We start from the raw sequence: 22,236 nt of genomic DNA, 5'->3' as shown, positions 1-22,236 counted from the left end.
GTTTCAATGCCTCGCTTAGCCCTGATGTTCCTGCTCCAGCTCATTGTCCACTGCAAGCGCCTTTTGTGCCTTGGTCTTCATTTCACTGACAATCACCGCCGCCACAATCAACGCCGCGCCCAGCATCGCAATCGGCGGGAAGCGCTCCCCGGCGATCCGTCCCACCACGCCTGCCCACACCGGCTCACCAGCATAAATCAACGTGGCTCGGGTGGGCGAAACGCTTTGCTGCGCCCAGTTCATGGCGACCTGGATCACCGCACTGGTCAAGCCCAGGCCCACCGCACTGAACAGCAGCAGCCACGAAAACCCCGGCAAGGCCTCGCCCATCGGCACCACCATCAGGAACGACAGCAACGACGCCGTGGCCAGTTGCACCACGGTCACCCGGCGCACATCCACCTGCCCGGCAAAGGCGCTGATCAGGATGATTTCAGCGGCAATCGCGACGGCGCCGATCAACGTGGCGATTTCACCGGGGCTGAAATTCAGCGAAGCGCCCGCCGGCCCGGTCAGCAGCATCAAGCCGGTAAACGCCAGCATGATGCCAATGCTCGGCATCAAGCCTGGACGGCGTCCCAACACCAGCCATTGCAGCAACGGCACGAACGGCACATATAACGCCGTGATAAACGCCGATTGGCTGCTCAGGATCGTCTGCAAGCCAATGGTTTGCAGCCCGTAGCCAAACATGATCGCCACGCCGATAAACACGCCGGCCTTCAACTCGAACAGCGTCAGGTCACGCAACGTGCGCAAGGAAAAGAAGCCGACCACAATCGCTGCCGCCGCAAACCGTAGCCCGACGAAAAACATCGGCCCGCTGACGGTCATCGCGTGTTGCACCAGCAAAAAGGTGCCGCCCCAGATCATGGTGATCACCACCAGGATGCATTCGGCTTTGCTGAAACGGTTGAAACGAGGGGAGGCGTTCGCGGTGGTCATGGCGGCTCGGTCTTGCAAGGGAAGGGCACGGACCGCACAATGCGCCGCACGCTGGGCAGTATACTGCGCACACCCACCCATTGAGCAATATAGTGCACAAAGAAAATCCACACCGGGCCTCGGTCCTGCAGCACGTCAGCCAGAACGTGCGTCGCCTGCGCCATGCCGCCGACCTGAGCCAGACCGCGCTTTCGGAAAAATCCGGGGTCAGCCGGCGCATGCTGGTGGCCATCGAGGCGGGGGAGAAGAATGTCAGCCTGTCCACCCTCGACCGCGTGGCCGAAGCCTTGGACGTGGCGTTCAGTGACTTGATCCAGGCGCCGGATGCCCCTGACCACAGCCGTATCAACGAGTTGGCCTGGGCCGGTGAAATTCCCGGCAGCAAGGCGGTGTTGCTGGCCAAGGCTACGGCACGGCGTGAAGTCGAGTTGTGGGAGATGCAACTGGAACCGGGCGATCGCTACAGCCCCGATCCCGACCCGGAAGGCTGGAGCGTGCAACTGTTCGTGTTCGAAGGCTGCCTCACCCTGCTGGTGGGCGAGGAAGAAAAACACGTCGCCGCTGGTGAGTTTTACATGTTCGCCAGCCGCCACGTGCATGGCTATCGCAATGACGGCGATGTGCCTGTGCGGTTTGTGCGCAACGTGGTGATCTAACTGTTCGCCCGGCAACAGTGGATGGACACTTTGCTGCTTTGAAACGCGCCATGTTGCGCTGAATGACCAGCAAATCGCTGATTTTATTGGCGATTACATTCAGGCACGACTCCTGCAATCACTCCAGTATCCCCTCGGAGCCTGGAGTCGGCCCATGTCAGCCCACCCTCAACACCCTGCCCATATCATCCGCTCGGACGCGGAAGCCATCGAGGTCGCCACGCGCCTGGCTGCACGGTTCGCGGTCGACGCCAGCGAGCGCGACCGTGAGCGGCGCCTGCCCATTGCCGAACTCGACGAATTTTCCGCGAGCGGCTTGTGGGGCATCACCATTCCCAAGGTTTACGGCGGTGCCGAGGTGTCGTATGTGACAGTGGCTGAGGTGATCAAGTTGATCTCCGCCGCCGACCCCTCCCTGGGGCAGATTCCGCAGAACCACTTAGGCGTGGTCGACATTCTGCTGCAGACGGCCACCGAGGAACAAAAACACTACTACTTCGGCAAAGTCCTCGCCGGCTATCGCTTCGGCAATGCCTTCTCCGAAGCCAAGAGCAAGAACGCCGGCACCTTCGACACGCAGATCCGTTTCCACGGCGACACCGCGCAAATCAACGGCGAGAAGTTCTACTGCACCGGCGCGTTGTTCGCCCATATAGTGCCCACCGTCGGCAACAACGAAAAGGACCAGGCTTTCATCGCCTTTATCGAGCGCGATGCCCAAGGCCTGAGTGTGATCGACAGCTGGGACGGCTTCGGCCAGCGCACCACCGCCAGCGGCGGCGTGACCCTTGACGGCGTAACCGTGCCTCTCAGCGCGGTGATCCCCGCCCACCAGGCCTTCGACCAACCCACCGCCAACGGCCCGATTTCACAGATCATCCAGGCGGCCGTCGATACTGGCATCGCCCAGGGCGCCCTTGAACAGGCCAAGATCTATGCACGCCAGGCGCGGCCGTGGATCGACAGCCAGCAGGATCACGGCTGGCAGGACCCGTTCACCATCGCCGCAATCGGCGACCTGGAATGGCGCGTGCACGGCACCGAAGCCATCCTCGCCAAGGCCGGCCTGGCGGTGGACCGTGCCCTCGCCGAGCCAAGTGAAGACAGCGTGGCCCAGGCCTCCTTGGTGGTTGCCCAGGCCAAAGTGCTGTCGGCCGAAACCGCCTTGCTCGCCAGCAGCAAGCTCTTCGAACTGGCTGGCACCCGGTCGGTCACCGGCAAACACAACCTCGACCGCTTCTGGCGCAACGCACGCACCCACACCCTGCACGACCCGGCGCGCTGGAAGTACCACCTGATCGGCAATTTCGTGCTCAACGGCGTGAAGCCCGCGCGGCACGCCTGGAACTGAGGATTAACCATGACCGCACTGAGCCTTGCGCGCCAACTGTTGGACAGCACCCGCCGCCATGTCGAGACAAGCGCTGACCCTTATGTGATCAGCCGCTTCGGCGATCTGCAGATCCGCGTTGACGTGGCCGCCGCCTTGCTGGAACGCGCTGAAACCCACCCAAGCCCGGTGGCCGCCACTGAAGCGCAGATCGCCGCCGCCGAAGCCTTGATTGCTGCGAGCAACGCCGAATTCGAACTGACCGGCCAACGCACCGCACTGCCGTCGACCCTTGACGACCCGCTGCGCTGGAAATACCAGGTTGTCGGCAACTACCACCTCAACGGAGTGCTTTGATGTCCCGTGAAATACGCTTGAATGCCTTCGACATGAACTGTGTCGGCCACCAATCGCCCGGCCTGTGGGCGCACCCGCGTGATCGTTCGTGGCAGTACAAGGACCTGGAATACTGGACCGACCTCGCCAAGATCCTTGAACGCGGCAAGTTCGACGGCCTGTTTATCGCCGACGTGCTGGGCATTTATGACGTGTACAACGGCAACGGCGACGCGGCGATTCGCCAGGCGGCGCAGGTGCCGGTCAATGATCCGTTGTCGCTGATCGCGCCGATGGCCTTGGTCACCGAGCATCTGGGTTTTGGCCTCACCGCTTCGTTGTCCTTTGAGCATCCCTACCCGTTCGCCCGCCGTCTCTCCACCCTGGACCACCTGACCAAGGGCCGCATCGGCTGGAATATCGTCACCTCCTACCTGGAAAGTGGCGCCAAGAACCTCGGCCAGAAAGCCCAGACCGAACACGATGCGCGCTACGACTACGCCGAGGAATACCTGGAGGTTTGCTACAAACTCTGGGAAGGCAGCTGGGAGGAGGGCGCCGTGTTGCGTGACCGCGAGCGCCGGATTTTCAGTGACCCGAGCAAGATCCACGAGATCCGCCATGTCGGCAAACACTTCCAGGTGCCCGGTATTCACCTGTGTGAACCCTCGCCGCAACGTACGCCGGTGCTGTACCAGGCCGGCGCGTCCAGCCGAGGTAAACAGTTCGCCGCCGAGCAGGCCGAGTGTGTGTTCGTCGCCGCACCGTCCAAGGTGCTGCTGAAAAAGACCGTCGCCGACATCCGCCGGCGTGCCGCCGAGGCGGGGCGTGATCCGAAGAAAATCCTGATCTTCAACCTGCAGACCGTGATCGTCGGTGAGACCGATGCCAAGGCCAAGGCCAAGTTCGACGAGTACAAATCCTACGTCAGCTATGAAGGCGCGATGGCGCTGATCTCCGGCTGGACCGGCATCGACTTCAGCCAGTTCAAACCTGACGAACCCCTCAAGCATGTGCACACCAACGCTATCCAATCGGCGGTGGAAGCCTTCTCCACTGCCGACCCGAACAAGGTCTGGACGCCCAACGAGCTGGCCGATTGGGTCGGCATCGGCGGCTTTGGCCCGCTGTTTGTCGGCGGCCCGGAAACCGTGGCGGACCTGTTGCAGGAGTGGGTCGAGGAAACCGACGTAGACGGCTTCAACCTGGCCTATGCGCTGACCCACGAAACCTTCATCGACGCCGTGGACCTGCTGGTGCCGGAGTTGCAGAAGCGCGGGGTGTACAAGACTGAATATGCCCAGGGAACGCTGCGCGAGAAGTTGTTGGGTGACGGTGCGCGGTTGGGCGCCAATCACCCCGGCGCCGGTTACCGCGACCTCAAGGTCAACGCAATCTAACTGATCACCCCGCCAGCGGACCACCGCACGCACACAACCTGAATAGGAGAACCTCCCTATGAGCGTGCACGAACTCAAACGTCCGCTGGCCCTGGAATGGCCCGCCGAACTGCTCGGCAACCTACCCAAGGCGCTGGAACAACTGCACCACTGGGCACAGATCACGCCGCTGCACACCGCCTTGCGCCACAAACGCCAGGGTCAGTGGCATGCGTGGCGCTGGATCGACACCTTGCGGGATGTGGAACGCCTGGCCGATGGCTTGCGCCAGCAGGGCTTTGACGCGCAATCGCGCTTGGCCCTCAGCGGGGCGTTCGAGCCGAACCTGTTGCTGTTGGCACTGGCGGCTCATTCCATCGGCGGGCAAGTCCTGACCCTGGCTGACGACCTTGTGGTCGACGCGTTGCAACAACAGCTGTGGCGCATCCGTCCCACCCATTCTTACACCCAGGACCGCCAGCAAGTGCGGCATTGGCAATCGGCCAACCTGCTGGACTTCGCCCAATTGCTGGGTCCGGTTGACCCGGCTCAACACCTCGCCCGCTGGTGGCAACCCAGCGGCGAAACCGCATTGTGGAGCGAAGAGGGCACGCACTGGCAGGGCGGCCTGGCGGTCGTGCTGGAGCAATGGCTGAACAGCGGCCATGGCCTGGCCTTCCCGGAAAGCCCAGCCTCAGCCCGGCGTGATCGCAGTGAAGTGGCGCCCACCGGCCTGCTGTTATCACCCGCACGTTTGCAGCACCTGGCCGACGAAATCGAAAGCCGCCTGGCACCCCATGGCACCTGGCGCCGACGCCTGTGCGACTGGGCCATCACCCACCCGCAAAGCGGCCTGCGTCGCCTGTTGAAAAACCGTGTGCGCAAGCTGCTCGGCTTCCAGCGCCTGGCCTATATCTGGCAACCCCTCAAATCCACCCCTTCGCCGGTGTGGCTGGCGGAATTCAAACGGGACATCGCATGAGCCAAGCCATTCTCCAGGTGCGGGATATCTCGCTGTCGTTCAAGGGGGTCAAGGCGATCAATGCCTTGTCCTTCGACGTGGCGCGCGGCGAGATCTGCGCGCTGATCGGCCCTAACGGTGCAGGCAAAAGTTCGTTGCTCAACGTACTCAATGGCGTGTATCGCTTCGATGCCGGCGAGATCGTCTTCGAAGACCAGCACTTCCACCGCATTGACCCGTTGGGCGCCGCGCGCCGGGGCATTGGTCGCACCTTCCAGAACAACGCGCTGTTCAAGAAGATGAGCGTACTCGACAACATCCTTACCGGCCTGTCGCGGCACCTGCGCAGCAGCTTTATTGAACAAGCCCTGGGCTTACCCCGCGCACGCCGGGAAGCCGAAGCGTTCCGCCTGCGCGCCCAGGGCATTCTCGAATTTCTTGAGTTGCAAGCTCAACGTGATGTGCTGGTGGGCAACCTCTCTTACGGCCTGCAAAAGCGCGTTGAGCTAGGCCGCGCCTTGATCGCCGGACCCAGCCTGTTGCTACTCGACGAACCCATGGCGGGCATGAACGCCGAGGAAAAACAGGAAATGGCGCGCTTCGTCGCCGACGTGAACCGCGACCTCGGTACCACCGTGGTGTTGATCGAACACGACATGGGCGTGGTCATGGGGCTGTCCGATCATGTGGTGGTGCTCGATTACGGGCGCAAGGTCGGCGACGGCACGCCCGCTGAAGTGCAGGCCAATCCCGAGGTGATCGCGGCCTACCTGGGAGTGGTGCACTGATGACGTTTTTCTTTGAAACCCTGCTCGGCGGTCTGCTCGCCGGCACCATGTATTCGCTGGTCGCCATCGGTTTCGTGCTGATCTACAAAGCCAGTGGCGTGTTCAATTTTGCCCAGGGCTCGATGCTGCTGTTTGCCGCGCTGACCTTTGTCAGCCTGCATGATCAGGGCGTGCCGTTTGCCTTGGCGCTGCTCTTGACCGTGATCGTGATGATCATTGGCGCCTTACTCATCGAGCGCTTGGTGTTGCGGCCGCTGGTAAACCGTTCACAGATCACCCTGTTCATGGCCACCTTGGGCCTGTCGTTCATTATCGAAGGCCTGGCCCAGGGTTTGATGGGCTCGCAAGTGCGCGCCCTCGACCTGGGCATCGACGACGTGCCGCTGTTCATCGGCCCGCTGATGCTCAGCCAGTTCGACCTGATCGCTGCGGCCGCTGCGGTGGTGCTGGTGACCGTGCTGGCGTTGCTGTTCAACAAGACCCGCATCGGCGTGTCGCTGCGCGCGGTAGCGGATGACACCACAGCGGCGCTGTCCATCGGCATCAACCTCAACCGTATCTGGCAGATCGTCTGGGCGGTAGCCGGGATTGTCGGGCTGGTGGCCGGGCTGCTGTGGGGCGCGCGCCAAGGGGTGCAGTTTTCGTTGTCGCTGGTGGTGCTCAAGGCCTTGCCGGTGTTGATCATCGGCGGTTTTACCTCGATTGGCGGGGCGATTGTCGGCGGGTTGATCGTCGGCGCGGCGGAGAACCTGGCCGAGGTGTACATCGGCCCCTTGATCGGCGGCGGCATCACGCCGTGGTTCGCCTACGTACTGGCCCTGGCCTTCCTGTATATCCGTCCCGCCGGCCTGTTTGGCGAGCGCGCCATCGAGCGAGTCTGAAACCATGTCGATTCCCGTTGCTCAAGAAACCGCGCCGTTGCTGCTGATCCAGCGGCGCATTCCCTGGGGCCTGATTGGCCTGTTGGCGCTGGCCTTTGTCGTAGTGCCGCTGTGGGGCAATGACTATTGGCTCAATGCGATCCTCATTCCTTTCTTAGTGCTGTCGTTGGCCGGGTTGGGCTTGAACCTGCTCACCGGCTATACCGGGCAAACCTCGGTGGGCGCTGCCGGCTTCATGGCCGTCGGCGCGTTCGCCACCTACGGTTTTTTGCTGCGCCTGCCGGAACTGGGCTTGCCGGTGGCGCTGCTCGGCGGCGGGATTATCAGCGCGTTGGTTGGCCTGTTGTTCGGCCTGCCCAGCTCGCGGATCAAGGGCTTCTACCTGATGGTCACCACCCTGGCCGCGCAGTTTTTCCTGGAGTGGCTGTTCGTCAAATTCCCCTGGTTCTACAACTACGGCTCGTCCGGGACCATCTCCGCGCCGAAGCTTGCGCTGTTCGGCCACGACCTCAACACGCCGCTGGGCCGTTACCTGCTGACGTTGGTCACGGTGCTGCTGCTGACCTGGACCGCGATCAACCTGGTGCGCAGCCAGGTCGGGCGCAACTGGATGGCGATCCGCGACATGGACACCGCCGCCGCCGTGGTCGGCATCCCAGTGGTGCGCTACAAGCGCCTGGCGTTTGCAGTCAGCTCGTTTTACCTCGGCATCGCCGGCGCGCTGTGGGCCTTTGCCTACCTGGGCACGGCCAGCGCCAGCAGCTTCGATATCAATCGTTCATTCCAGATCCTGTTCATCATCATTATCGGTGGCATGGGCAGCATCGCCGGCAACTTTGTCGGCGCGGCTTTCATCAGTTTGTTGCCGATTTTCCTCAGCCACGCCGGGCAGGCGCTGTTTGGCGGTTCGGTGGATGCGGGGCAGTTGCAGAACCTGCAGAAAATCATCTTTGGCGTGTTGATCATCGTGTTCCTGATCAAGGAACCCGAGGGCTTGATTCGCCTGTTGCACAACCTGCGTGACCGTGTGCGGCAGTGGCCGCTGCGTTTCTAACATTCCCTCAAGAGAATTCCCATGCGTGCATCCTTGAAACGTTCCCTGGCCGGCGCTGCGTTTGCGCTGGCCGCCCTGGCCGGTGCTGTTCCCCAGGCGATGGCCTCGCCGGACCAGCAATTCATTCCCCTGGCCACCTACCGCGTCGGCGCCTATGCCTCCAGCGGCGTGCAGGTGTGGGCCGGGATGATCGACTACTTGCGTTATATCAACGAGGTCGAAGGCGGCATCAATGGCGTTAAATTGGTGTGGCAGGAATGCGAGACCGAATGGACGGCGGAGAAGGGCATCGAGTGCTACGAGCGCTTCAAGAATGGCCTGGATGGCGCGCCGGTCGCGGTGTACCAGCCTAACGGCGCGCCGGCGGCGTATGCCCTGAGCGAGCGCGCGGAAGTGGACAAGATCCCGCTGATCACCCTCGGCTACGGCCGCACCGAAGCCACCGACGGCACCGTGTTCCCCTACAACTTCCCGGTGATGCTGACCTTCTACAGTGAGGCCTCGACCCTGGTGAACTACATCGCCCAGCGCGAAGGTGGTTTCGATAAGCTCAAGGGCAAGAAGATCGCCACGGTCTACCACGACTCGGCCTATGGTCGCGAAACCCTCGGCCCGTTGAAATTGCTGGCGGAAAAGTACGGCTTTGAAAACATCCAGATCCCAGTGGCCGATCCCGGCAACGAACAGTCCGCGCAATGGCGCCAGGTGCGCCAAGCCAACCCGGACTGGGTGTTCCTGCGCACCTGGGGCGTATCGACCCCGGTCGCGGTGAAGACCGCCGCGCGCTTCGGCTTCCCGGTGGACCACATCATCGGCGACATCTGGGCCAGTTCCAGCGAAGACGTGTTACCCGCAGGTGCCGCCGCCAAGGGCTACCTGGCGCTCACGCCGTACCCGGCGGGTGCCGACTTCGAGATCCACAAGCGCCTCAAGCAATCCATCCTCGACAAGGGCCACAGCGACCTCAAGGACCTGAAAAACTTCGGCAGCGTCTACTACAACTCCGGCCTGGTGAACGCCGCCGTGGCGGTGGAAGCGATCCGCACCGGCCAGGCCAAGTTCGGCAAGCGTCCGCTGAATGGCGAAGAGGGCCGCTGGGGCCTGGAACACCTGAACATTGACGACGCCCGCTTGAAGGACATGGGCTACCTGGGCCTGATGCAGAACCTCAAGCTGTCGTGCCGTGACCACGAAGGTGGCGGCTCGGCGCGGGTGCAGCAGTGGGACGGCGCCAACTGGACGCTGATCAGCGAGTGGATCGCCGCCGACCGCGCGCTGCTGCGTCCCTTGATCGATGAAAAATCCGCCGCCTTCGCCAAGGAAAAAGGCCTGACACCGCGCACCTGCACCGGGGATGAATAAAGCATGAGCCAGCCCGCCGCTGAATCCGCCAGCCCGTCACTGTTGACGGTCAACGACATCGAAGTGATCTACGACGGCGCGATCCTCGCGGTGGCCGGGGTGTCGCTGAGCGTGCCCAAGGGCGCCATCGTCGCCTTGCTCGGTGCCAATGGCGCCGGCAAGAGCACCACGCTCAAGGCGATCTCGGGGTTGGTACGCGCCGAGCGGGCCGAGGTCAGCCGGGGCGTGATCGAATACGCGGGCCTGGACCTGGCCGGTGTCGATCCTAGCCAGCGCGTGCGCCAGGGTATGGTCCACGTGCTGGAAGGTCGTCATGTGTTCGGCCAACTCACGGTCGAAGACAACCTGCGCAGCGGCGGCTTCGTGCGGCGTTTGAGCCGCAAGGACATGGAACAGGACCTGGAGCGCCTCTACGCCTGGTTCCCAAGGCTCAAGACCAAGCGCCACACCCGCGCCGGGCTCACCTCGGGCGGCGAGCAACAGATGGTCGCCATCGGCCGGGCGTTGATGACGCGTCCTACTTTGGTACTGCTCGACGAGCCGTCCATGGGTTTGGCGCCTATGATCGTGCAGGAGATTTTCGAGATCATCGCGCAACTCAACCGTGAGCAGCAGGTGAGCTTCCTGATCGCCGAGCAGAACATCAATGTCGCACTGAGCTATGCGTCCCACGGCTACGTATTGGATACTGGCCGCGTGGCCTTGAGTGGCCGCGCCGCTGAGTTGTTGGCGCGGGGTGACTTGCATGACATTTACCTGGGCAAACAGTAAGGGCGACTATGCATGACTGAATCCATCCGCAACGCTGATGTACTGATCATCGGCGGCGGCCTGAGCGGCACGATGCTGGCCGTGCAACTGCTGCGCCTGCCGGGTCGGCGCCGGATCCTGGTGATCGAGCCGCGTGCCGAACTCGGCCGGGGCGAGGCCTATAGCGCTGTCGAACTGGGCCACACCCTGAACGGCAATGCGGCGCGCATGAGTGTCGACCCGGACAATGCCGACGATCTGACTCGATGGCTCACCGAGTACATCGGTGCGGGCGGCTGGCCGGAGTCGCGTCAGCAGCCTGTGCCGATCAGCGAATTGTTCCCGCCGCGCGGGATTTTCGGTTTGTATGCCCAGCAACGCTTGGCCGAGGCGAAGGCGCAGTCTGCCTCCAGCGTCGAGCATGTACGTGCTGAAGGGGTCGACCTGCAGGTGGACCAAGGTTCAGCACTGCTCACCCTGGATGACGGCCAGCAATTGCGCGGCGGTGTTGCGGTATTGGCCACCGGCATGTTCCCGGCGGCGCGCACACCGCAGACCGAGTCCAGCGGGTTGAACGCAGCGGCGGTGGATCCCTGGGATGTGCAAGCCATGACCGCGATTGACCCGCAGGCACCGGTGCTGATCATCGGTTCCGGGCTGACCATGGTTGATGCGGTGGTGTCCCTGGAACAGGCCGGGCATCGTGGGCCCATCGAGGTTTTCTCGCGCCACGGCCTGTTGCCCCATGTGCGTCGGCAGCCGCCGAGCTGGGTGGATTTCCTTGGCGAAGATCAGCGCCTGCGCAGCCCTCGGCAATTGCTGCGCGAGGTGCGTCGGCAATGCGCTCTGGCGCAAGCACAGGGCATCGATTGGCAGGCGCCGCTGGACACGGTGCGTGCGCATATCGGCCGGCTGTGGAGCCAGGCCAGTGAGCGCGAAAAACGCCAGTTCGTGCGCCATGTGCGGCCGTGGTGGGAAAGCCATCACCACCGTTCGCCGCCGTTGAGTGCGCAGTTGGTGGCACGCTTACATGATGAGGGGCGGTTGCGGATTCGAGCGGCGTCGTTCAAAGGCCTGGAGCCTTCGGTCGAGGGCGTGACCATTGGTGTGCGCTACCGGGGTGAGCAGGCGTTGCAGCAGGTTTGCGGCGCGGCGCTGATCAACTCCAGCGGTATCGAATACGACTGGCGCCGTGTGGCCCGGCCGTTGCCCCGGCAATTGCTCAAGCGTGGGCTGATCCAGCCTGGGCCGTTGGCGTTGGGGATTGCGGCGGATGTTTCGGGGGCAGTGGTGGATGCCCTGGGGCAGGTCAGCCCTCGGTTGTTCGCCATGGGACCGCCGTTGCGGGGGATGTGGTGGGAAAGCACAGCGGTGACGGATGTGGCGCTGCAAGCGAAGGCCTTGGCCGCAAAGCTGACACAAATCTAACTGTGGGAGCGGGCTTGCTGTGGCGAGCAAGCTTGCTTGCGCTGGGGTGCGTAGCGCCCCTAAAAAGCCGGAGACTGCTGCGCAGTCAACGGGAGCAAGCTCCCTCGCCACAGCAAGCCCGCTCCCACATTTGAATCTTCATTTATCTTGAGGTTTTCACAAGTCCCGGTTTCAGCCCAAACACCTCAACCCCCTGCGCCGTCGATTGCCCGGTCGTCACCTTCACCCGCTCCACCGGCTTATCCATCGCCTCGCGGTATTCCACCGTCATATCCGGCCCAATCGCCTGGCTTGGAATCACCATCGCCTGCGCGTTGTTGTAGGTCACGATGGTCAAGCGCGCACTCATGCCCAGTCGCACCCGTTGCAACTGCTGCGACGTAAGCTTGGGGATCGACAAGGTCACTGGAAACTGCGCACTGCCCTGGCTGTCATTGGCAATCGCCAAGCCGCTCACCACGCTCACCGAGCCGCTCAGCCGCTCGCCGTCAAACCCATCGCCCAGCACTTCCACGGCCTGGCCTTGATGCAATTGGTTGATGTCGAGTTCCGAGACCTTGGCGACGATTTTAAGCCGTTCGATGTTCGCCAGGCCAAACAGCACCTGACCCTGGCTGACCTTGCTGCCGGCCTGCACTGGAGCCGTGTTGCTGCCGCCAGCCTGAGTCGAATTATTGCCCGGCGGCGGCACCACGATGCCGGAGAACGGCGCCTTGACTTCTTTGCCTTCAAGCAGTTTGTGCAAGGCGTCGTATCTCACCGTGGCGTTGGTCAGTTCCATGTCGGCGATCTGGCGGTACTCGCCCTTGCCCTGATTGACGGCCTGTTGCAGTTCGCTGCGGGCGGAGGCGAGATCCAGCTGTTGCTGTTGGGTCTGTTGCCTGAGGTCGTCCAGTTCGTTACGCGGGATGATGCCGCGCTGAAACAGGTTTTCGCTCTCGGTGAGTTTGCGCTGGGTATTGCCGGCGGTCATTTCGGCGGTGCGCAAGCTGCGGCGCGCACGGCTGACGGTGGGGCCGTTGTCCCAGTCCTGCATTTCCTGCACGGTACGCCGGGCCTTGAGTTGGGCGGAGAGGGCGTCGCGCAGTTGCACTTCCAGGGTGGCCGGGTCCATGCGCAGCAGCACCTGGCCGGCCTCGACCCGCTGGCCTTGCTCCACCAGGTTGGCTTGCACGTTGCCGTCGAATGGTGCGGTGAGGGTGATGGTGGTGTCGGGCTCGATCTTGCCCACCAGGCCGATCTGGTGCACCAGCGCGTCGGGCTGGACGGCTTGCCACTGTTCGCCGCTGCCGGCCGGATCGGAGGCCGGGCTGCGCAAGGCCAGGCCCACGCCGCCCAGCAACAGGATAATTACAGCACCCAGCAGGCGTTTCTGATTAGTAGTCATTGAGGGCGATTTCCCAACTTTCCAGCGTCATGCCCAGGGTCAAGTCGAGCTGGGTCTGGGCGTTCAAATAAGCGATCAGCGCATTGAGCCTTGCGTTTTCGGCGTTGCGCAGGTCGGTCTCGAAACTCAGCACCTGGAAGTTGGTGGAGCGTCCGGCGCTGAGTTTTTCCCGTTCGATGTCGATCTTGCGCCGCGACAGCTCGACGGCGCGCTGGGAGATTTCATATTGTCGCCAGCGGGTGCCGAGGTCGCGCACCACATTGTTGACGCTGCGCTCCAGCTCCTGGCGCGCATCGGTGATACGGATCTCCTGATCCTCCACATTCACCCGCGCACGTACTTCAGCCTGGCGTGTGCTGATATCGCCGATGGGGATTTGCACCTGCACCCCAGCGTAGCTATCCCAGGTTCGGTTATTGGAACGACCGGCGTCGTTGTCGGTGTTGGCCCGTATCTGGTTGGCACCGGCCACCAGGTCCACCTGCCAGCGCCCGGAATCCTTGGCGATCACCAGGTTGAGGTCGGCCTGTTGGCTGCCGAGTAACGCGGCAAGGTATTCCGGCTGCTGGGTCTGCGCGAGGTTGAAGGCCTGGCGCTTGTCGATCTGCACGGGCTGGGCCTCCAGGGCCTCGGTGGCGCGAATTGGCGTCGACAGGTCCAGCGCCAGCAGACGCAGCAGGGCCAGGCGACTGGTGTCCAGCTGGTTCTGCGCTTCTTCCACGCCCAGTTGCTGGGTGGCGATATCGGCTTCGGTCTGCACGATTTCGAACTCCGCCATACGCCCGGCATTGATCAGCGCCTTGTTCACTTCCAGCAAGGTGCCGGAGCGCTTGAGGGCGTCCTGCACGATGCTCAGTTGCTCCTGGGCGCGCAGCAGTTCGCGGTAGGTGGCGATGATCTGGCTGATGGTCTGCGCCACGGTGGCCTTGAGGTTCAGGCGGTTGGCCTGTTCCGACAGGCGCGACAGACGCAGCGGCGCCGTGGTGGCGTCCCAGCCGGCGCCGCGCAGCAGCGGTTGGATGACCGCCAGGTCGAGGCCGTCGCTGCGGTAGCGGCCGGCGCGGTCGGCGGTGTTCAGTTGTTGAGTCCAGGCCATGCTCAGGCGCGTGCCGTATTCGCTGAGCAGGCTGGTGGCCGGCGCGAGGTTGGCATTGCGTGTGTTGTCGGCGGAGCCACGGTTGGTGCGGTAATAACTGTTGAGGGTGAGCTTGGGGTTGAACACATCTTCGGCCACGCGCAGGTCGAACTTCTGCGCCACCCGTTGCAGGTAGGCGCTGCGGATCGCCGGGTTGTTGCGCAGGCCCAGGTACACCGCATCGCCCAGGGTCAGGGTGGTGACCTGGGCATTCAACGAGACGCTGCGGTCATAGCCGCTGCGGGTGGTACTGGGTGCCGATGGCTTGATCACCACGTCGGCGGCCATGCCGGGCAGGCTGGCGAATGCGAGCAGCCAGAGCCATTTATTCATCGCGCAGGGCCTCCACCGGCTGCAAGCGTGAGGCCGAGACCGCCGGGTAAATGCCGAAGAACAACCCCACCAGCAAAGTACTGCCCACCCCCAGCGGCAAGGCGGCGACCGCCAAGGCAAACTCCCAGCCCGACAGCCAGGCATACAGCCAGGCGGCAGTCATGCCCAGTACCGCGCCGCAAAGCGCGCCGACGGCAGTGAGGGTCACGGCTTCGAGCAGGAACAGGTTGCGGATATCCCGCTGGCGCGCACCCAGGGCCATGCGGATGCCGATCTCGCGGCGGCGCTCCGAGACGTTCATCAGCATCACGTTCATCACCCCCACGCCACCGCCCACCAGCGAGATCGCGCCCAGGGCCAGCAGCAGGTAAGCGAAGGTGCGGCTTTGCCGGGTCATGCCGTCGATCATTTGCTGGGGCACCTGGATGTCCACATCGTGGTCGGGAAGTCGGGGTCTCAACGCGGCGGCCGCGTCCTGGGCGATACGTTCCATGTCCTGGCCGGGCGCGGCGCGGATGATCACGTTGCCAATCTGCGGGGTTGCATAGATGCGGCGCATGCCTTCGGCGGGAATGAACAGCGAATCGTTGGCTTGCACCGGCATCAGCATCGCTCGTGGCTGGTTGCGCAGGATGCCGACGATCAGGAACAGGTAATCGTTGATGCGCACGCGATCGCCCAATTGCAGGGGATCGCCCGGCGCACTCAATGACTGGGCCACTTGGTCACCGATCACGCCGTAGGTTTCATTGGCATCAAAGCCCGAGAGGAAGCGCCCCTGCTGCACCGCCAGGCGCATCGCGTCCTTGATGTCCGGCGTGCTGCCGACGAAGTTGGCGTTGACGGTACGACCATGAAACACCACGGGCCCGCTGAACAACGTGAGGGCGCCGATATGGTCGATGCCTGGCACTGTCTGGCGTACGGCGTCGAGGTCAAGGCGCGCGGGCATCGGCACCGTGCTGGCGCCCTTGGGGGGGAACTGCGCGATCAGGGTGTCGGTGCCCATGTCCTTGAAAATCATCGCGGCATCTACCGCTGCGTTATTGCCGATATTGATCAATGCCACCACCGACGAGCTGCCGATCACGATACCCAGCAGGGCCAGGATCGAGCGCTTGCCCAGGGTGCGCAAGCTGACGAGGGCTTCATGCAGCAGTTGGCTGAGGCTTTGTTCGACCCACAGGCTGCTCCTTACCCGCTGCGTCATGGGCGCCCGGCCTCGTGCACCACGCCATTGCGCACCAGGATCTTGCGGTCCAGGCGCTCGGCGATGTGGGGGTCGTGGGTGACGATGATCAGGGTGACCTGTTGCTCGCGGTTCAGCGCCAGCAGCAGGTCCATGATGTCCTGGGCGGTGGTGCTGTCGAGGTTGCCGGTGGGTTCGTCGGCCAGGATCACCGAGGGCTTGCCCACCAACGCCCGGGCAATGGCGACGCGTTGGCGCTGGCCGCCGGACAGGTCGGCGGGGCGATGGTGAGCGCGGTCGGCCAGGCCGACCTGTTCAAGCATACGCAGGGCTTGTTCCACCGATTCATGGCGCGACACGCCGCGATAACTCAGGGGCAGGGCGACATTGTCCAGGGCGCTGAGGCGGGGCAACAGGTTGAAGCTCTGGAACACAAAACCGATCTGCTGGTTGCGGATCGCCGCCAGTTCATCGGGCGTGGCGTTGAAGATATCGTGGCCGGCGAAGTGGTACTGGCCGCAGTTGGGCAGGTCCAGCAGGCCGAGGATATTGAGCAGGGTACTTTTGCCGGAGCCGGAGGCCCCGAGGATGCCGCAACTGTCACCACGGGCGATGGACAGGCACACATCATTGAGAATGGACAGGTGCTGCCCGGCCAGCTGATAGCGTTTGCCGATGCCTTGCAGGGAGATCAAGCCTGGGTGCGCGGGAGTATCTGTCATGAATACGCCTTCAGTCTCGACGCCGTCGTCAGAGTCCCCGTAAAGCCTTGTAACAAGTTCGGGGCGCGTCAGGGTGCGTCATGGACCGGTTTTTGTTTCTTTTTTTTAAAATATTGTTTGAATACTAACCGCCTTCCAGCCGCTTCGCCAGCCGTCGATGTAGAGCGGTTTCAGCTTGGGAAAAGGCCTACTCAAAGAGGTCGGGAGGTTGGGGAAAACCCGCTTGCCTGTCGCCGACGGGCCCGTCGGCCAAGGCTTTCGATCATATGGCGGTGTGTCACTACTTGCTTTCGAACGAGGGCCCCGGTATAAAAAATCAAATTATTTTTTTAAACAATATTTCCTACGTGGAACTTCTATGGTCGCGAAGAAAGTCAGCGCTCCAAACATCACCAAGACTCGATTGCTGGATGCGACAGAGGCTCTCTTCATCAAGTATGGCTACGACGCCGTTCTGCTTCGGCAGATTACCGAGCGTGCCCAGGTGAACCTGGCGGCGGTGAACTACCACTTCGGGGACAAGGATTCCCTGATGCAAACCCTGCTCAAGCAGCGCCTGGAGCCGCTCAACGAGCAGCGCCTGGAATTGCTCGCGCGCTGCGAGGCGCAGGTCGACGGCCCGCTGGATTGCGACACCCTGCTCGGTGTGCTGTTTGCCCCGGCCATGGGCCTGGAACGCAGCGATCCCGCCAGCGCCAGTGGGGAAGGGCGTTCGTTTATCCGCTTCCTGGGGCGGGTGTACAGCGACACGTCGCCGTTTATCCAGGAATACCTCAAGGTGCATTACCAGCCGGTGTTCCAGCGGTTCTTCGAAGCCTTTGCCCTGGCCCTGCCGGATCTGCCGCGTAATGAACTGGGGGTGCGCCTGCAATTTGCACTCAAGGCGATTTCCGGGGTGATGGCCGGTACTGAGTTGCGCCTGCTGATGAACTCCATGAGCCTGGGCCGTCCGGCCACGGATGCCGAGGTGATGGCCAAATTGATCACGTTGGTGTCGGCGGCGATTCGCGTGCCACAGCAAAGCCCGGAGGCGGAACATGCCTTGGCCAAGGTGCTGGATACCCAGCGGGCGATTCGCGAGCAGTCCGCCGCGCCAGCGAGCAAGGCCGCGCGTTGACTCAAATCCCAGGCAAAAAAAAGCCCGCTGGGGCGGCGGGCTTGATATGCAACATTTGTAACGGATGAGGCTTCACACTACGTTCCGGGATGTGAATAAAACGTGAAAACTTTGTAAGGGAAAGTGTGAAATTCTTGAAATCTGTAAACGCGTTGAAAATGTCTTGTTCCGCCCGATGCATTCAGATCTTCCAGCGCCCCGCGCTCTTGGCCAACCGCTGGCGCATCGCATCCACGTTCTGCGCCAGTTGCAGCGTCAGCAGCCGATAACCATCCAACGCGCTGTACACCGGGGCATCCAGTGCCGGCTCAATACCCGTATGGCTCTGCCGCTCCAAGCGCTCCGTCACCCCCGACTTCAACGCTCGCGCCATCCCCACCAGTTGCACGCGGATCTGCCGATGCTCGGCCTTCAACATCACCTGCATACGCGCCATCGCCTGTTCATCGCGTGGGTCGGGCCGGGTGTTGCCGAGAATTTCCAAGGTGCTGATGCACATCCGCAGATGCCGCTGGATCGCGTCCAGTTCGGTCATGGAGATGCGCACTTCCTTGGACACCGACGGCATCAGCGAGCGCAACTGCAACATCGCCGCATTCAGGCGATTGAGCAGCTTGAGGTGTTCATCGCTGGTGACGGACTCGCCATTGATGATCCGGCTATAGATCGCGGCGCAATCGCGCAACGCGCTGGCCAGGTTGTAGCGCCAGGAGTACACGGCGTACAGCGGCAGGGCAAAGGAAAAGGCCAGGGCCAGGGCGATACCGATCAGGATGTCGACCGTGCGCCACAACCCATCCGACAGCGGGTTGTCACCGTGGCCGGCGACGATAAACACGGTGATCGCCGACAACAGCGCGGTGTACCCACCCTTGCCGATGGCGTGATAGGAAAAGAACCCGCACACCACCGACATCAACAGGTAAGTCAGCAATGGCTGGCCGACGTAGGCCTCCTGAACCACCAGCAGCAAGCCGACACTGGCGCCGATCAAGGTGCCGTAGGCGCGCTCCACGGCTTTCTTGCCGATATTGCCGTGGTGCTGCAACCCGCCGATCACCACCAGCATGGTCACCGACGCCCACTCACCGTGGGGCAGATTGATGCCGGTGGTCAGCAGGATCGTCGCCAGCAAGCCGATGGACACGCGCACGGCGTGGATCAGCTTGGCATGGCGATAGCGGCGGTACGGGTCGAGCAGGGGGCGCAACAGGCGCCGGGCAAACACAGGCAGATGCAGGTTAATCAACGACGAATCGTCCTCTAGAAAATGTAATCGGTGGTCAGGAAACTCGAATCGCGGTTACGCAGGATGTCGCTGACCAGTGCCTTGTTGCTCTCCTGGAACTTGGTCGCCACCAAGGTGCGGATCGAGAACACGCGCAAGGCGTCATGCACCGACAGCGTGCCCTCGGCCGAGTTCTTGCGCCCGTTGAACGGGAACGTGTCTGGGCCACGTTGGCACTGGGCGTTGATGTTGATGCGGCCGACCTGGTTGGCAAAAGTGTCCACCAGGCGCCCGACTTGCACGGCGTTGGTGCCGAAAATGCTCAACTGCTGGCCGAAATCCGAGTCCAGCACGTAGTCGATCACGGTCTCCAGGTCGCGGTAGGGCACGATGGGCACCACCGGGCCGAACTGCTCTTCATGGTACACGCGCATCTGCGGGTTCACCGGGTACAGCACCGCCGGGTAGAAGAACGATCCGCGGCTCTCGGCGCCGTGCGCATTCACCACCTTGGCACCGTGTTGTGCGGCGTCAGCCACCAGGCCGTTGAGGTAATCCACCTTGCCCACTTCGGGCAATGGCGTCAGCGCCACGCCGTCTTCCCACGGCATGCCGGGTTTGAGCGTGGCCAGCTTCTGGTTGAATTTCTCGATGAAACGGTCGACCACGTCTTCATGCACAAAGAGGATTTTCAACGCGGTGCAGCGCTGGCCATTGAACGACAAGGAACCGGTGACGGCTTCGCTGACGGCATTGTCCAGGTCCACTTCGGGCAGCACGATGCCTGGGTTTTTCGCGTCCAGGCCCAGCGCGGCACGCAGGCGATGCGGCTTGGGGTGCAGTTTCTTCAAGTCACTGGCGGCCTTGTTGGTGCCAATGAACGCAAAGATATCGATCTTGCCGCTGGCCATCAGCGCGCTGACGGTTTCGCGACCGCTGCCGTAGATCACGTTGATCACCCCGGCCGGGAAGCTGTCACGGAACGCTTCCAGCAAAGGGCGGATCAGCAGCACGCCCAGCTTGGCCGGCTTGAACACCACGGTGTTACCCATGATCAACGCCGGAATCAGCGTGGTGAAGGTCTCGTTCAGCGGATAGTTATAGGGCCCCATGCACAGGGCCACGCCCAGCGGCACGCGGCGGATCTGGCCGAGGGTGTCCTGTTCCAACTCGAAGCGGCTGGAGCGACGGTCGAGTTCCTTGAGGGCATTGATGGTGTCGGTGATGTAGTCGCAGGTGCGGTCGAACTCTTTCTGCGAGTCCTTGAGGTTCTTGCCGATTTCCCACATCAGCAGCTTGACCACCGCGTCGCGCTGTTCACGCATGCGGCGCAGGAAGGCTTCGACGTGCTGGATACGTTCGGCCACGCGCATCGTCGGCCATTCACCCTGGCCACGGTCATAGGCACGCACGGCGGCATCCAGAGCGGTGAGGGCGGTGTCGGCGTCCAGCAGGGGCGTGCTGCCGATGTGTACGCGTTCGTCGCCAAACTGCACCGGGCTCTGCACCTTGGCCAAGGGGCCATTCCACACCTGCAACTGGCCATCGACCAGGTAATCACGCTGTTCAATGGGCGCCCCCAGCTGAAATGGCTCGGGAATCTCGGCGGCGGAAGCGGGAAACAGCTGGGCGAGCAGGTTGCTGGTGGTCATGTCGCTACCCCTGGAATAGTTGCAAAACATGACTAGAGAGTCACCCAACAACAGGCTCTATGGCAAGGCTTGCGCGCTTTCTTGTACGCAGCCATGCGCCTGACGGTTAAACTGCGCGGCTTTTCAAAAGGAGTTCACATGAGTCAGTACCAGCCGGGCATTCTTGCCGCACCGGTGCCGTTGCAGGCACGCCATCTGTTTTTTGCCGTGGACTCACTGGCCGCCGTACCCGCTGCGTTGGACGCGCTGGTGCAGTTGACCGATTCGGCGGCGGTGGTGGGTTTTGGCGAACCACTGGTGAATGCCTTGGGCGCCCGGATTGAAGGCTTGCGCACATTCCCCACGGTCAGCGGGCCGGGCGCGCATAACCCGTCAACCCAACAAGCGTTGTGGGTATGGCTGCACGGCGTGGATCGCGGTGAATTGCTGTTGCGCAGCCGCGCCTTCGAAAAGGCCCTGGCCCCCGCGTTCCGCCTGGTGCAGATGACCGAAGGCTTCCGCTACAAGACCGGCTTCGACCTCACCGACTACGAAGACGGCACCGAGAACCCCCACGACGACGCAGCCGTCGAAGCGGCCCTGACCGACAGCGGCGCCAGCTTTGCCGCGATCCAGCAGTGGCAGCACGACCTCGACGGCTTCGCCGCCTTGCCTGCGCAAGAGCGCGACCACATCATCGGCCGCCGCCATGGCGACAACGAAGAACTCGACGACGCCCCCGAGTCCGCCCACACCAAACGCACCGCCCAGGAAAGCTTCACCCCGGAAGCCTTCGTTGTGCGCCGTTCGATGCCATGGGCCGAGAACGGCCAGGCCGGGTTGATGTTCCTCGCGTTCGGCCATTCCTTCGATGCGTTCGAAGCGCAGCTGCGCCGCATGAGCGGGCTGGAAGATGGGATTGTCGATGGCCTGTACCGCATCAGCACACCGTTGACCGGCGGTTACTACTGGTGCCCGCCGATCAAGGATGGGCGCCTGGACCTGAGCGCGCTGGCTTAAATCACACCGCACACCAGTCGCTCGCCGCCACCGCCCAATGGCTTGGGCATGTCGGAATGGTTGTCGCCGCCGGCATGGATCATCAGCGCGTGGCCCTTGATCTGTGCCAGGCTTTTCAAGCGGGGCGCCAGCACCGGGTTGTTCGAGGTGCCGTCCATGTTCACGTACAGCGCCGGCAGGTCACCCAAGTGGCCGTCGGCGTAAGGGCCCAGGTGCTTGCCGGTCTTCTCCGGATCGAAGTGCCCGCCAGCGGCCAGTGCCGCGACTTTCACGCCGTCTTTCACACCCGCTTCACAGCTGCCGTTTTCATGGATATGAAAGCCGTGCACGCCCATTGGCAAGGATTTGAGATCAGGGGTGAAAATCAAGCCGTAGGCCGATTCACTGATGGTGATGCTACCGACGGGCTGTGGCGCGCCATCGGCACTTACCAGGTTGACCGGCACTTGCAACGACGCCGCCTGGGCGGAGCCGACCGCGAAGAGACTGAGCAGGCCGAACAGAATAGAGCGATTCATAAAAGCGTTCCTGAAGGTTATGGGTGTTGGGCAGTTTCAGGAATAACAACGATTGGGCTGCGGCAAACATTCCGTTGGAAAAAACA

Annotated in this window: 21 protein-coding genes; 13 read left to right on the top strand and 8 right to left on the bottom strand. The window is 62.7% G+C overall.

From position 1 onward, the window contains the following. Positions 1–15: 15 nt before the first annotated feature. Positions 16–945 carry a DMT family transporter gene (locus HX823_RS14995; RefSeq protein ID WP_038846035.1) on the bottom strand — a complete coding sequence of 310 codons (930 nt, stop codon included), beginning with the start codon at positions 943–945 and terminating at the stop codon, positions 16–18. A 92-nt stretch (positions 946–1,037) separates the two neighbouring features. Here HX823_RS14995 and HX823_RS14990 point away from each other — a divergent pair, with 92 nt between their 5' ends. The 11 genes from HX823_RS14990 to HX823_RS14940 all read left to right on the top strand — a co-directional run bounded on the left by HX823_RS14990 (position 1,038) and on the right by HX823_RS14940 (position 11,870). Continuing rightward, positions 1,038–1,601 (top strand): helix-turn-helix domain-containing protein, encoded by a 564-nt coding sequence (locus HX823_RS14990; protein ID WP_038846038.1) that lies wholly within the window; start codon positions 1,038–1,040, stop codon positions 1,599–1,601. Between the two features lie 154 nt (positions 1,602–1,755). After that, positions 1,756–2,952 carry an SfnB family sulfur acquisition oxidoreductase gene (locus HX823_RS14985; RefSeq protein ID WP_177075311.1) on the top strand — a complete coding sequence of 399 codons (1,197 nt, stop codon included), beginning with the start codon at positions 1,756–1,758 and terminating at the stop codon, positions 2,950–2,952. Between the two features lie 9 nt (positions 2,953–2,961). Next, positions 2,962–3,288, top strand: coding sequence for an acyl-CoA dehydrogenase (locus HX823_RS14980; RefSeq protein ID WP_177075310.1), 327 nt, complete (start codon positions 2,962–2,964; stop codon positions 3,286–3,288). Further along, positions 3,288–4,667 carry an LLM class flavin-dependent oxidoreductase gene (locus HX823_RS14975; RefSeq protein WP_177075309.1) on the top strand — a complete coding sequence of 460 codons (1,380 nt, stop codon included), beginning with the start codon at positions 3,288–3,290 and terminating at the stop codon, positions 4,665–4,667. The genes HX823_RS14980 and HX823_RS14975 overlap by 1 nt, the downstream gene beginning before the upstream one ends. Before the next feature lie 58 nt (positions 4,668–4,725). Further along, positions 4,726–5,628, top strand: a complete 903-nt coding sequence (locus HX823_RS14970; protein ID WP_177075308.1) for an AMP-binding protein — start codon at positions 4,726–4,728, stop codon at positions 5,626–5,628. Beyond that, positions 5,625–6,395 (top strand): ABC transporter ATP-binding protein, encoded by a 771-nt coding sequence (locus tag HX823_RS14965; protein ID WP_177075307.1) that lies wholly within the window; start codon positions 5,625–5,627, stop codon positions 6,393–6,395. The genes HX823_RS14970 and HX823_RS14965 overlap by 4 nt, the downstream gene beginning before the upstream one ends. Continuing rightward, positions 6,395–7,276: a branched-chain amino acid ABC transporter permease gene (locus HX823_RS14960; protein WP_061448941.1), complete on the top strand. Its 882-nt coding sequence runs from the start codon at positions 6,395–6,397 to the stop codon at positions 7,274–7,276. The genes HX823_RS14965 and HX823_RS14960 overlap by 1 nt, the downstream gene beginning before the upstream one ends. 4 nt (positions 7,277–7,280) lie before the next feature. Then, positions 7,281–8,330 (top strand): branched-chain amino acid ABC transporter permease, encoded by a 1,050-nt coding sequence (locus HX823_RS14955; RefSeq protein WP_177075306.1) that lies wholly within the window; start codon positions 7,281–7,283, stop codon positions 8,328–8,330. 21 nt (positions 8,331–8,351) lie between these two features. Beyond that, positions 8,352–9,692, top strand: a complete 1,341-nt coding sequence (locus HX823_RS14950; protein WP_038846048.1) for an ABC transporter substrate-binding protein — start codon at positions 8,352–8,354, stop codon at positions 9,690–9,692. Between the two features lie 3 nt (positions 9,693–9,695). Continuing rightward, on the top strand, positions 9,696–10,463 hold the full coding sequence (locus HX823_RS14945) for an ABC transporter ATP-binding protein (protein ID WP_177075305.1): 768 nt from the start codon (positions 9,696–9,698) through the stop codon (positions 10,461–10,463). A gap of 12 nt (positions 10,464–10,475) precedes the next feature. Next, on the top strand, positions 10,476–11,870 hold the full coding sequence (locus HX823_RS14940) for an FAD/NAD(P)-binding protein (protein ID WP_038846053.1): 1,395 nt from the start codon (positions 10,476–10,478) through the stop codon (positions 11,868–11,870). Between the two features lie 142 nt (positions 11,871–12,012). Here the strand turns inward: HX823_RS14940 and HX823_RS14935 are convergent, their stop codons facing one another. From HX823_RS14935 to HX823_RS14920, 4 genes are read right to left on the bottom strand one after another with little or no spacing between them, the layout of a single operon-like run. Continuing rightward, positions 12,013–13,257, bottom strand: a complete 1,245-nt coding sequence (locus HX823_RS14935) for an efflux RND transporter periplasmic adaptor subunit (RefSeq protein WP_038846054.1) — start codon at positions 13,255–13,257, stop codon at positions 12,013–12,015. Beyond that, on the bottom strand, positions 13,247–14,725 hold the full coding sequence (locus HX823_RS14930) for a TolC family protein (RefSeq protein ID WP_177075304.1): 1,479 nt from the start codon (positions 14,723–14,725) through the stop codon (positions 13,247–13,249). Before HX823_RS14930 ends, HX823_RS14935 begins: the two co-directional genes overlap by 11 nt. Next, positions 14,718–15,935, bottom strand: a complete 1,218-nt coding sequence (locus HX823_RS14925; protein WP_177075303.1) for an ABC transporter permease — start codon at positions 15,933–15,935, stop codon at positions 14,718–14,720. Before HX823_RS14925 ends, HX823_RS14930 begins: the two co-directional genes overlap by 8 nt. Further along, positions 15,932–16,636 carry an ABC transporter ATP-binding protein gene (locus tag HX823_RS14920; protein ID WP_038846064.1) on the bottom strand — a complete coding sequence of 235 codons (705 nt, stop codon included), beginning with the start codon at positions 16,634–16,636 and terminating at the stop codon, positions 15,932–15,934. The genes HX823_RS14925 and HX823_RS14920 overlap by 4 nt, the downstream gene beginning before the upstream one ends. 358 nt (positions 16,637–16,994) lie before the next feature. On the opposite strand from HX823_RS14920, the gene HX823_RS14915 reads away from it, so the two are divergent. Next, complete coding sequence (locus HX823_RS14915) at positions 16,995–17,753, top strand: TetR/AcrR family transcriptional regulator (RefSeq protein ID WP_177075302.1); 759 nt, start codon at positions 16,995–16,997, stop codon at positions 17,751–17,753. 181 nt (positions 17,754–17,934) lie between these two features. Here HX823_RS14915 and HX823_RS14910 read toward each other — a convergent pair whose 3' ends face one another. Both HX823_RS14910 and HX823_RS14905 read right to left on the bottom strand, forming a co-directional pair. After that, positions 17,935–18,993 carry an FUSC family protein gene (locus HX823_RS14910; RefSeq protein ID WP_038846105.1) on the bottom strand — a complete coding sequence of 353 codons (1,059 nt, stop codon included), beginning with the start codon at positions 18,991–18,993 and terminating at the stop codon, positions 17,935–17,937. 23 nt (positions 18,994–19,016) lie between these two features. After that, positions 19,017–20,633: an NADP-dependent glyceraldehyde-3-phosphate dehydrogenase gene (locus HX823_RS14905; RefSeq protein WP_177075301.1), complete on the bottom strand. Its 1,617-nt coding sequence runs from the start codon at positions 20,631–20,633 to the stop codon at positions 19,017–19,019. A gap of 138 nt (positions 20,634–20,771) precedes the next feature. Here HX823_RS14905 and HX823_RS14900 point away from each other — a divergent pair, with 138 nt between their 5' ends. Continuing rightward, positions 20,772–21,632: a Dyp-type peroxidase gene (locus HX823_RS14900; protein ID WP_038846076.1), complete on the top strand. Its 861-nt coding sequence runs from the start codon at positions 20,772–20,774 to the stop codon at positions 21,630–21,632. Here the strand turns inward: HX823_RS14900 and sodC are convergent. Continuing rightward, on the bottom strand, positions 21,629–22,150 hold the full coding sequence (sodC, locus tag HX823_RS14895; RefSeq protein WP_038846078.1) for a superoxide dismutase family protein: 522 nt from the start codon (positions 22,148–22,150) through the stop codon (positions 21,629–21,631). The genes HX823_RS14900 and sodC overlap by 4 nt on opposite strands. Positions 22,151–22,236 lie beyond the last annotated feature (86 nt).

Origin of the sequence: Pseudomonas sp. P7759 (genome assembly GCF_013386445.1) — a bacterium.
In the GTDB taxonomy this organism is placed as follows: Bacteria; Pseudomonadota; Gammaproteobacteria; order Pseudomonadales; family Pseudomonadaceae; genus Aquipseudomonas; species Aquipseudomonas azotoformans_A.
The sequence above is the reverse complement of the archived record's forward strand: the minus strand, read 5'-3'. Positions and strand labels throughout refer to the sequence as shown.

Excerpts from the sequence above, each read along its gene's own strand:
- HX823_RS14995 (WP_038846035.1), bottom strand. The coding sequence starts at position 945 with ATGACCACCGCGAACGCCTCCCCTCGTTTCAACCGTTTCAGCAAAGCC.
- HX823_RS14985 (WP_177075311.1), top strand. The coding sequence starts at position 1,756 with ATGTCAGCCCACCCTCAACACCCTGCCCATATCATCCGCTCGGACGCG.
- HX823_RS14980 (WP_177075310.1), top strand. The coding sequence starts at position 2,962 with ATGACCGCACTGAGCCTTGCGCGCCAACTGTTGGACAGCACCCGCCGC.
- HX823_RS14975 (WP_177075309.1), top strand. The coding sequence starts at position 3,288 with ATGTCCCGTGAAATACGCTTGAATGCCTTCGACATGAACTGTGTCGGC.
- HX823_RS14970 (WP_177075308.1), top strand. The coding sequence starts at position 4,726 with ATGAGCGTGCACGAACTCAAACGTCCGCTGGCCCTGGAATGGCCCGCC.
- HX823_RS14965 (WP_177075307.1), top strand. The coding sequence starts at position 5,625 with ATGAGCCAAGCCATTCTCCAGGTGCGGGATATCTCGCTGTCGTTCAAG.
- HX823_RS14960 (WP_061448941.1), top strand. The coding sequence starts at position 6,395 with ATGACGTTTTTCTTTGAAACCCTGCTCGGCGGTCTGCTCGCCGGCACC.
- HX823_RS14955 (WP_177075306.1), top strand. The coding sequence starts at position 7,281 with ATGTCGATTCCCGTTGCTCAAGAAACCGCGCCGTTGCTGCTGATCCAG.
- HX823_RS14950 (WP_038846048.1), top strand. The coding sequence starts at position 8,352 with ATGCGTGCATCCTTGAAACGTTCCCTGGCCGGCGCTGCGTTTGCGCTG.
- HX823_RS14945 (WP_177075305.1), top strand. The coding sequence starts at position 9,696 with ATGAGCCAGCCCGCCGCTGAATCCGCCAGCCCGTCACTGTTGACGGTC.
- HX823_RS14940 (WP_038846053.1), top strand. The coding sequence starts at position 10,476 with ATGACTGAATCCATCCGCAACGCTGATGTACTGATCATCGGCGGCGGC.
- HX823_RS14935 (WP_038846054.1), bottom strand. The coding sequence starts at position 13,257 with ATGACTACTAATCAGAAACGCCTGCTGGGTGCTGTAATTATCCTGTTG.
- HX823_RS14930 (WP_177075304.1), bottom strand. The coding sequence starts at position 14,725 with ATGAATAAATGGCTCTGGCTGCTCGCATTCGCCAGCCTGCCCGGCATG.
- HX823_RS14925 (WP_177075303.1), bottom strand. The coding sequence starts at position 15,935 with ATGACGCAGCGGGTAAGGAGCAGCCTGTGGGTCGAACAAAGCCTCAGC.
- HX823_RS14920 (WP_038846064.1), bottom strand. The coding sequence starts at position 16,636 with ATGACAGATACTCCCGCGCACCCAGGCTTGATCTCCCTGCAAGGCATC.
- HX823_RS14915 (WP_177075302.1), top strand. The coding sequence starts at position 16,995 with ATGGTCGCGAAGAAAGTCAGCGCTCCAAACATCACCAAGACTCGATTG.
- HX823_RS14905 (WP_177075301.1), bottom strand. The coding sequence starts at position 20,633 with ATGACCACCAGCAACCTGCTCGCCCAGCTGTTTCCCGCTTCCGCCGCC.
- HX823_RS14900 (WP_038846076.1), top strand. The coding sequence starts at position 20,772 with ATGAGTCAGTACCAGCCGGGCATTCTTGCCGCACCGGTGCCGTTGCAG.
- sodC (WP_038846078.1), bottom strand. The coding sequence starts at position 22,150 with ATGAATCGCTCTATTCTGTTCGGCCTGCTCAGTCTCTTCGCGGTCGGC.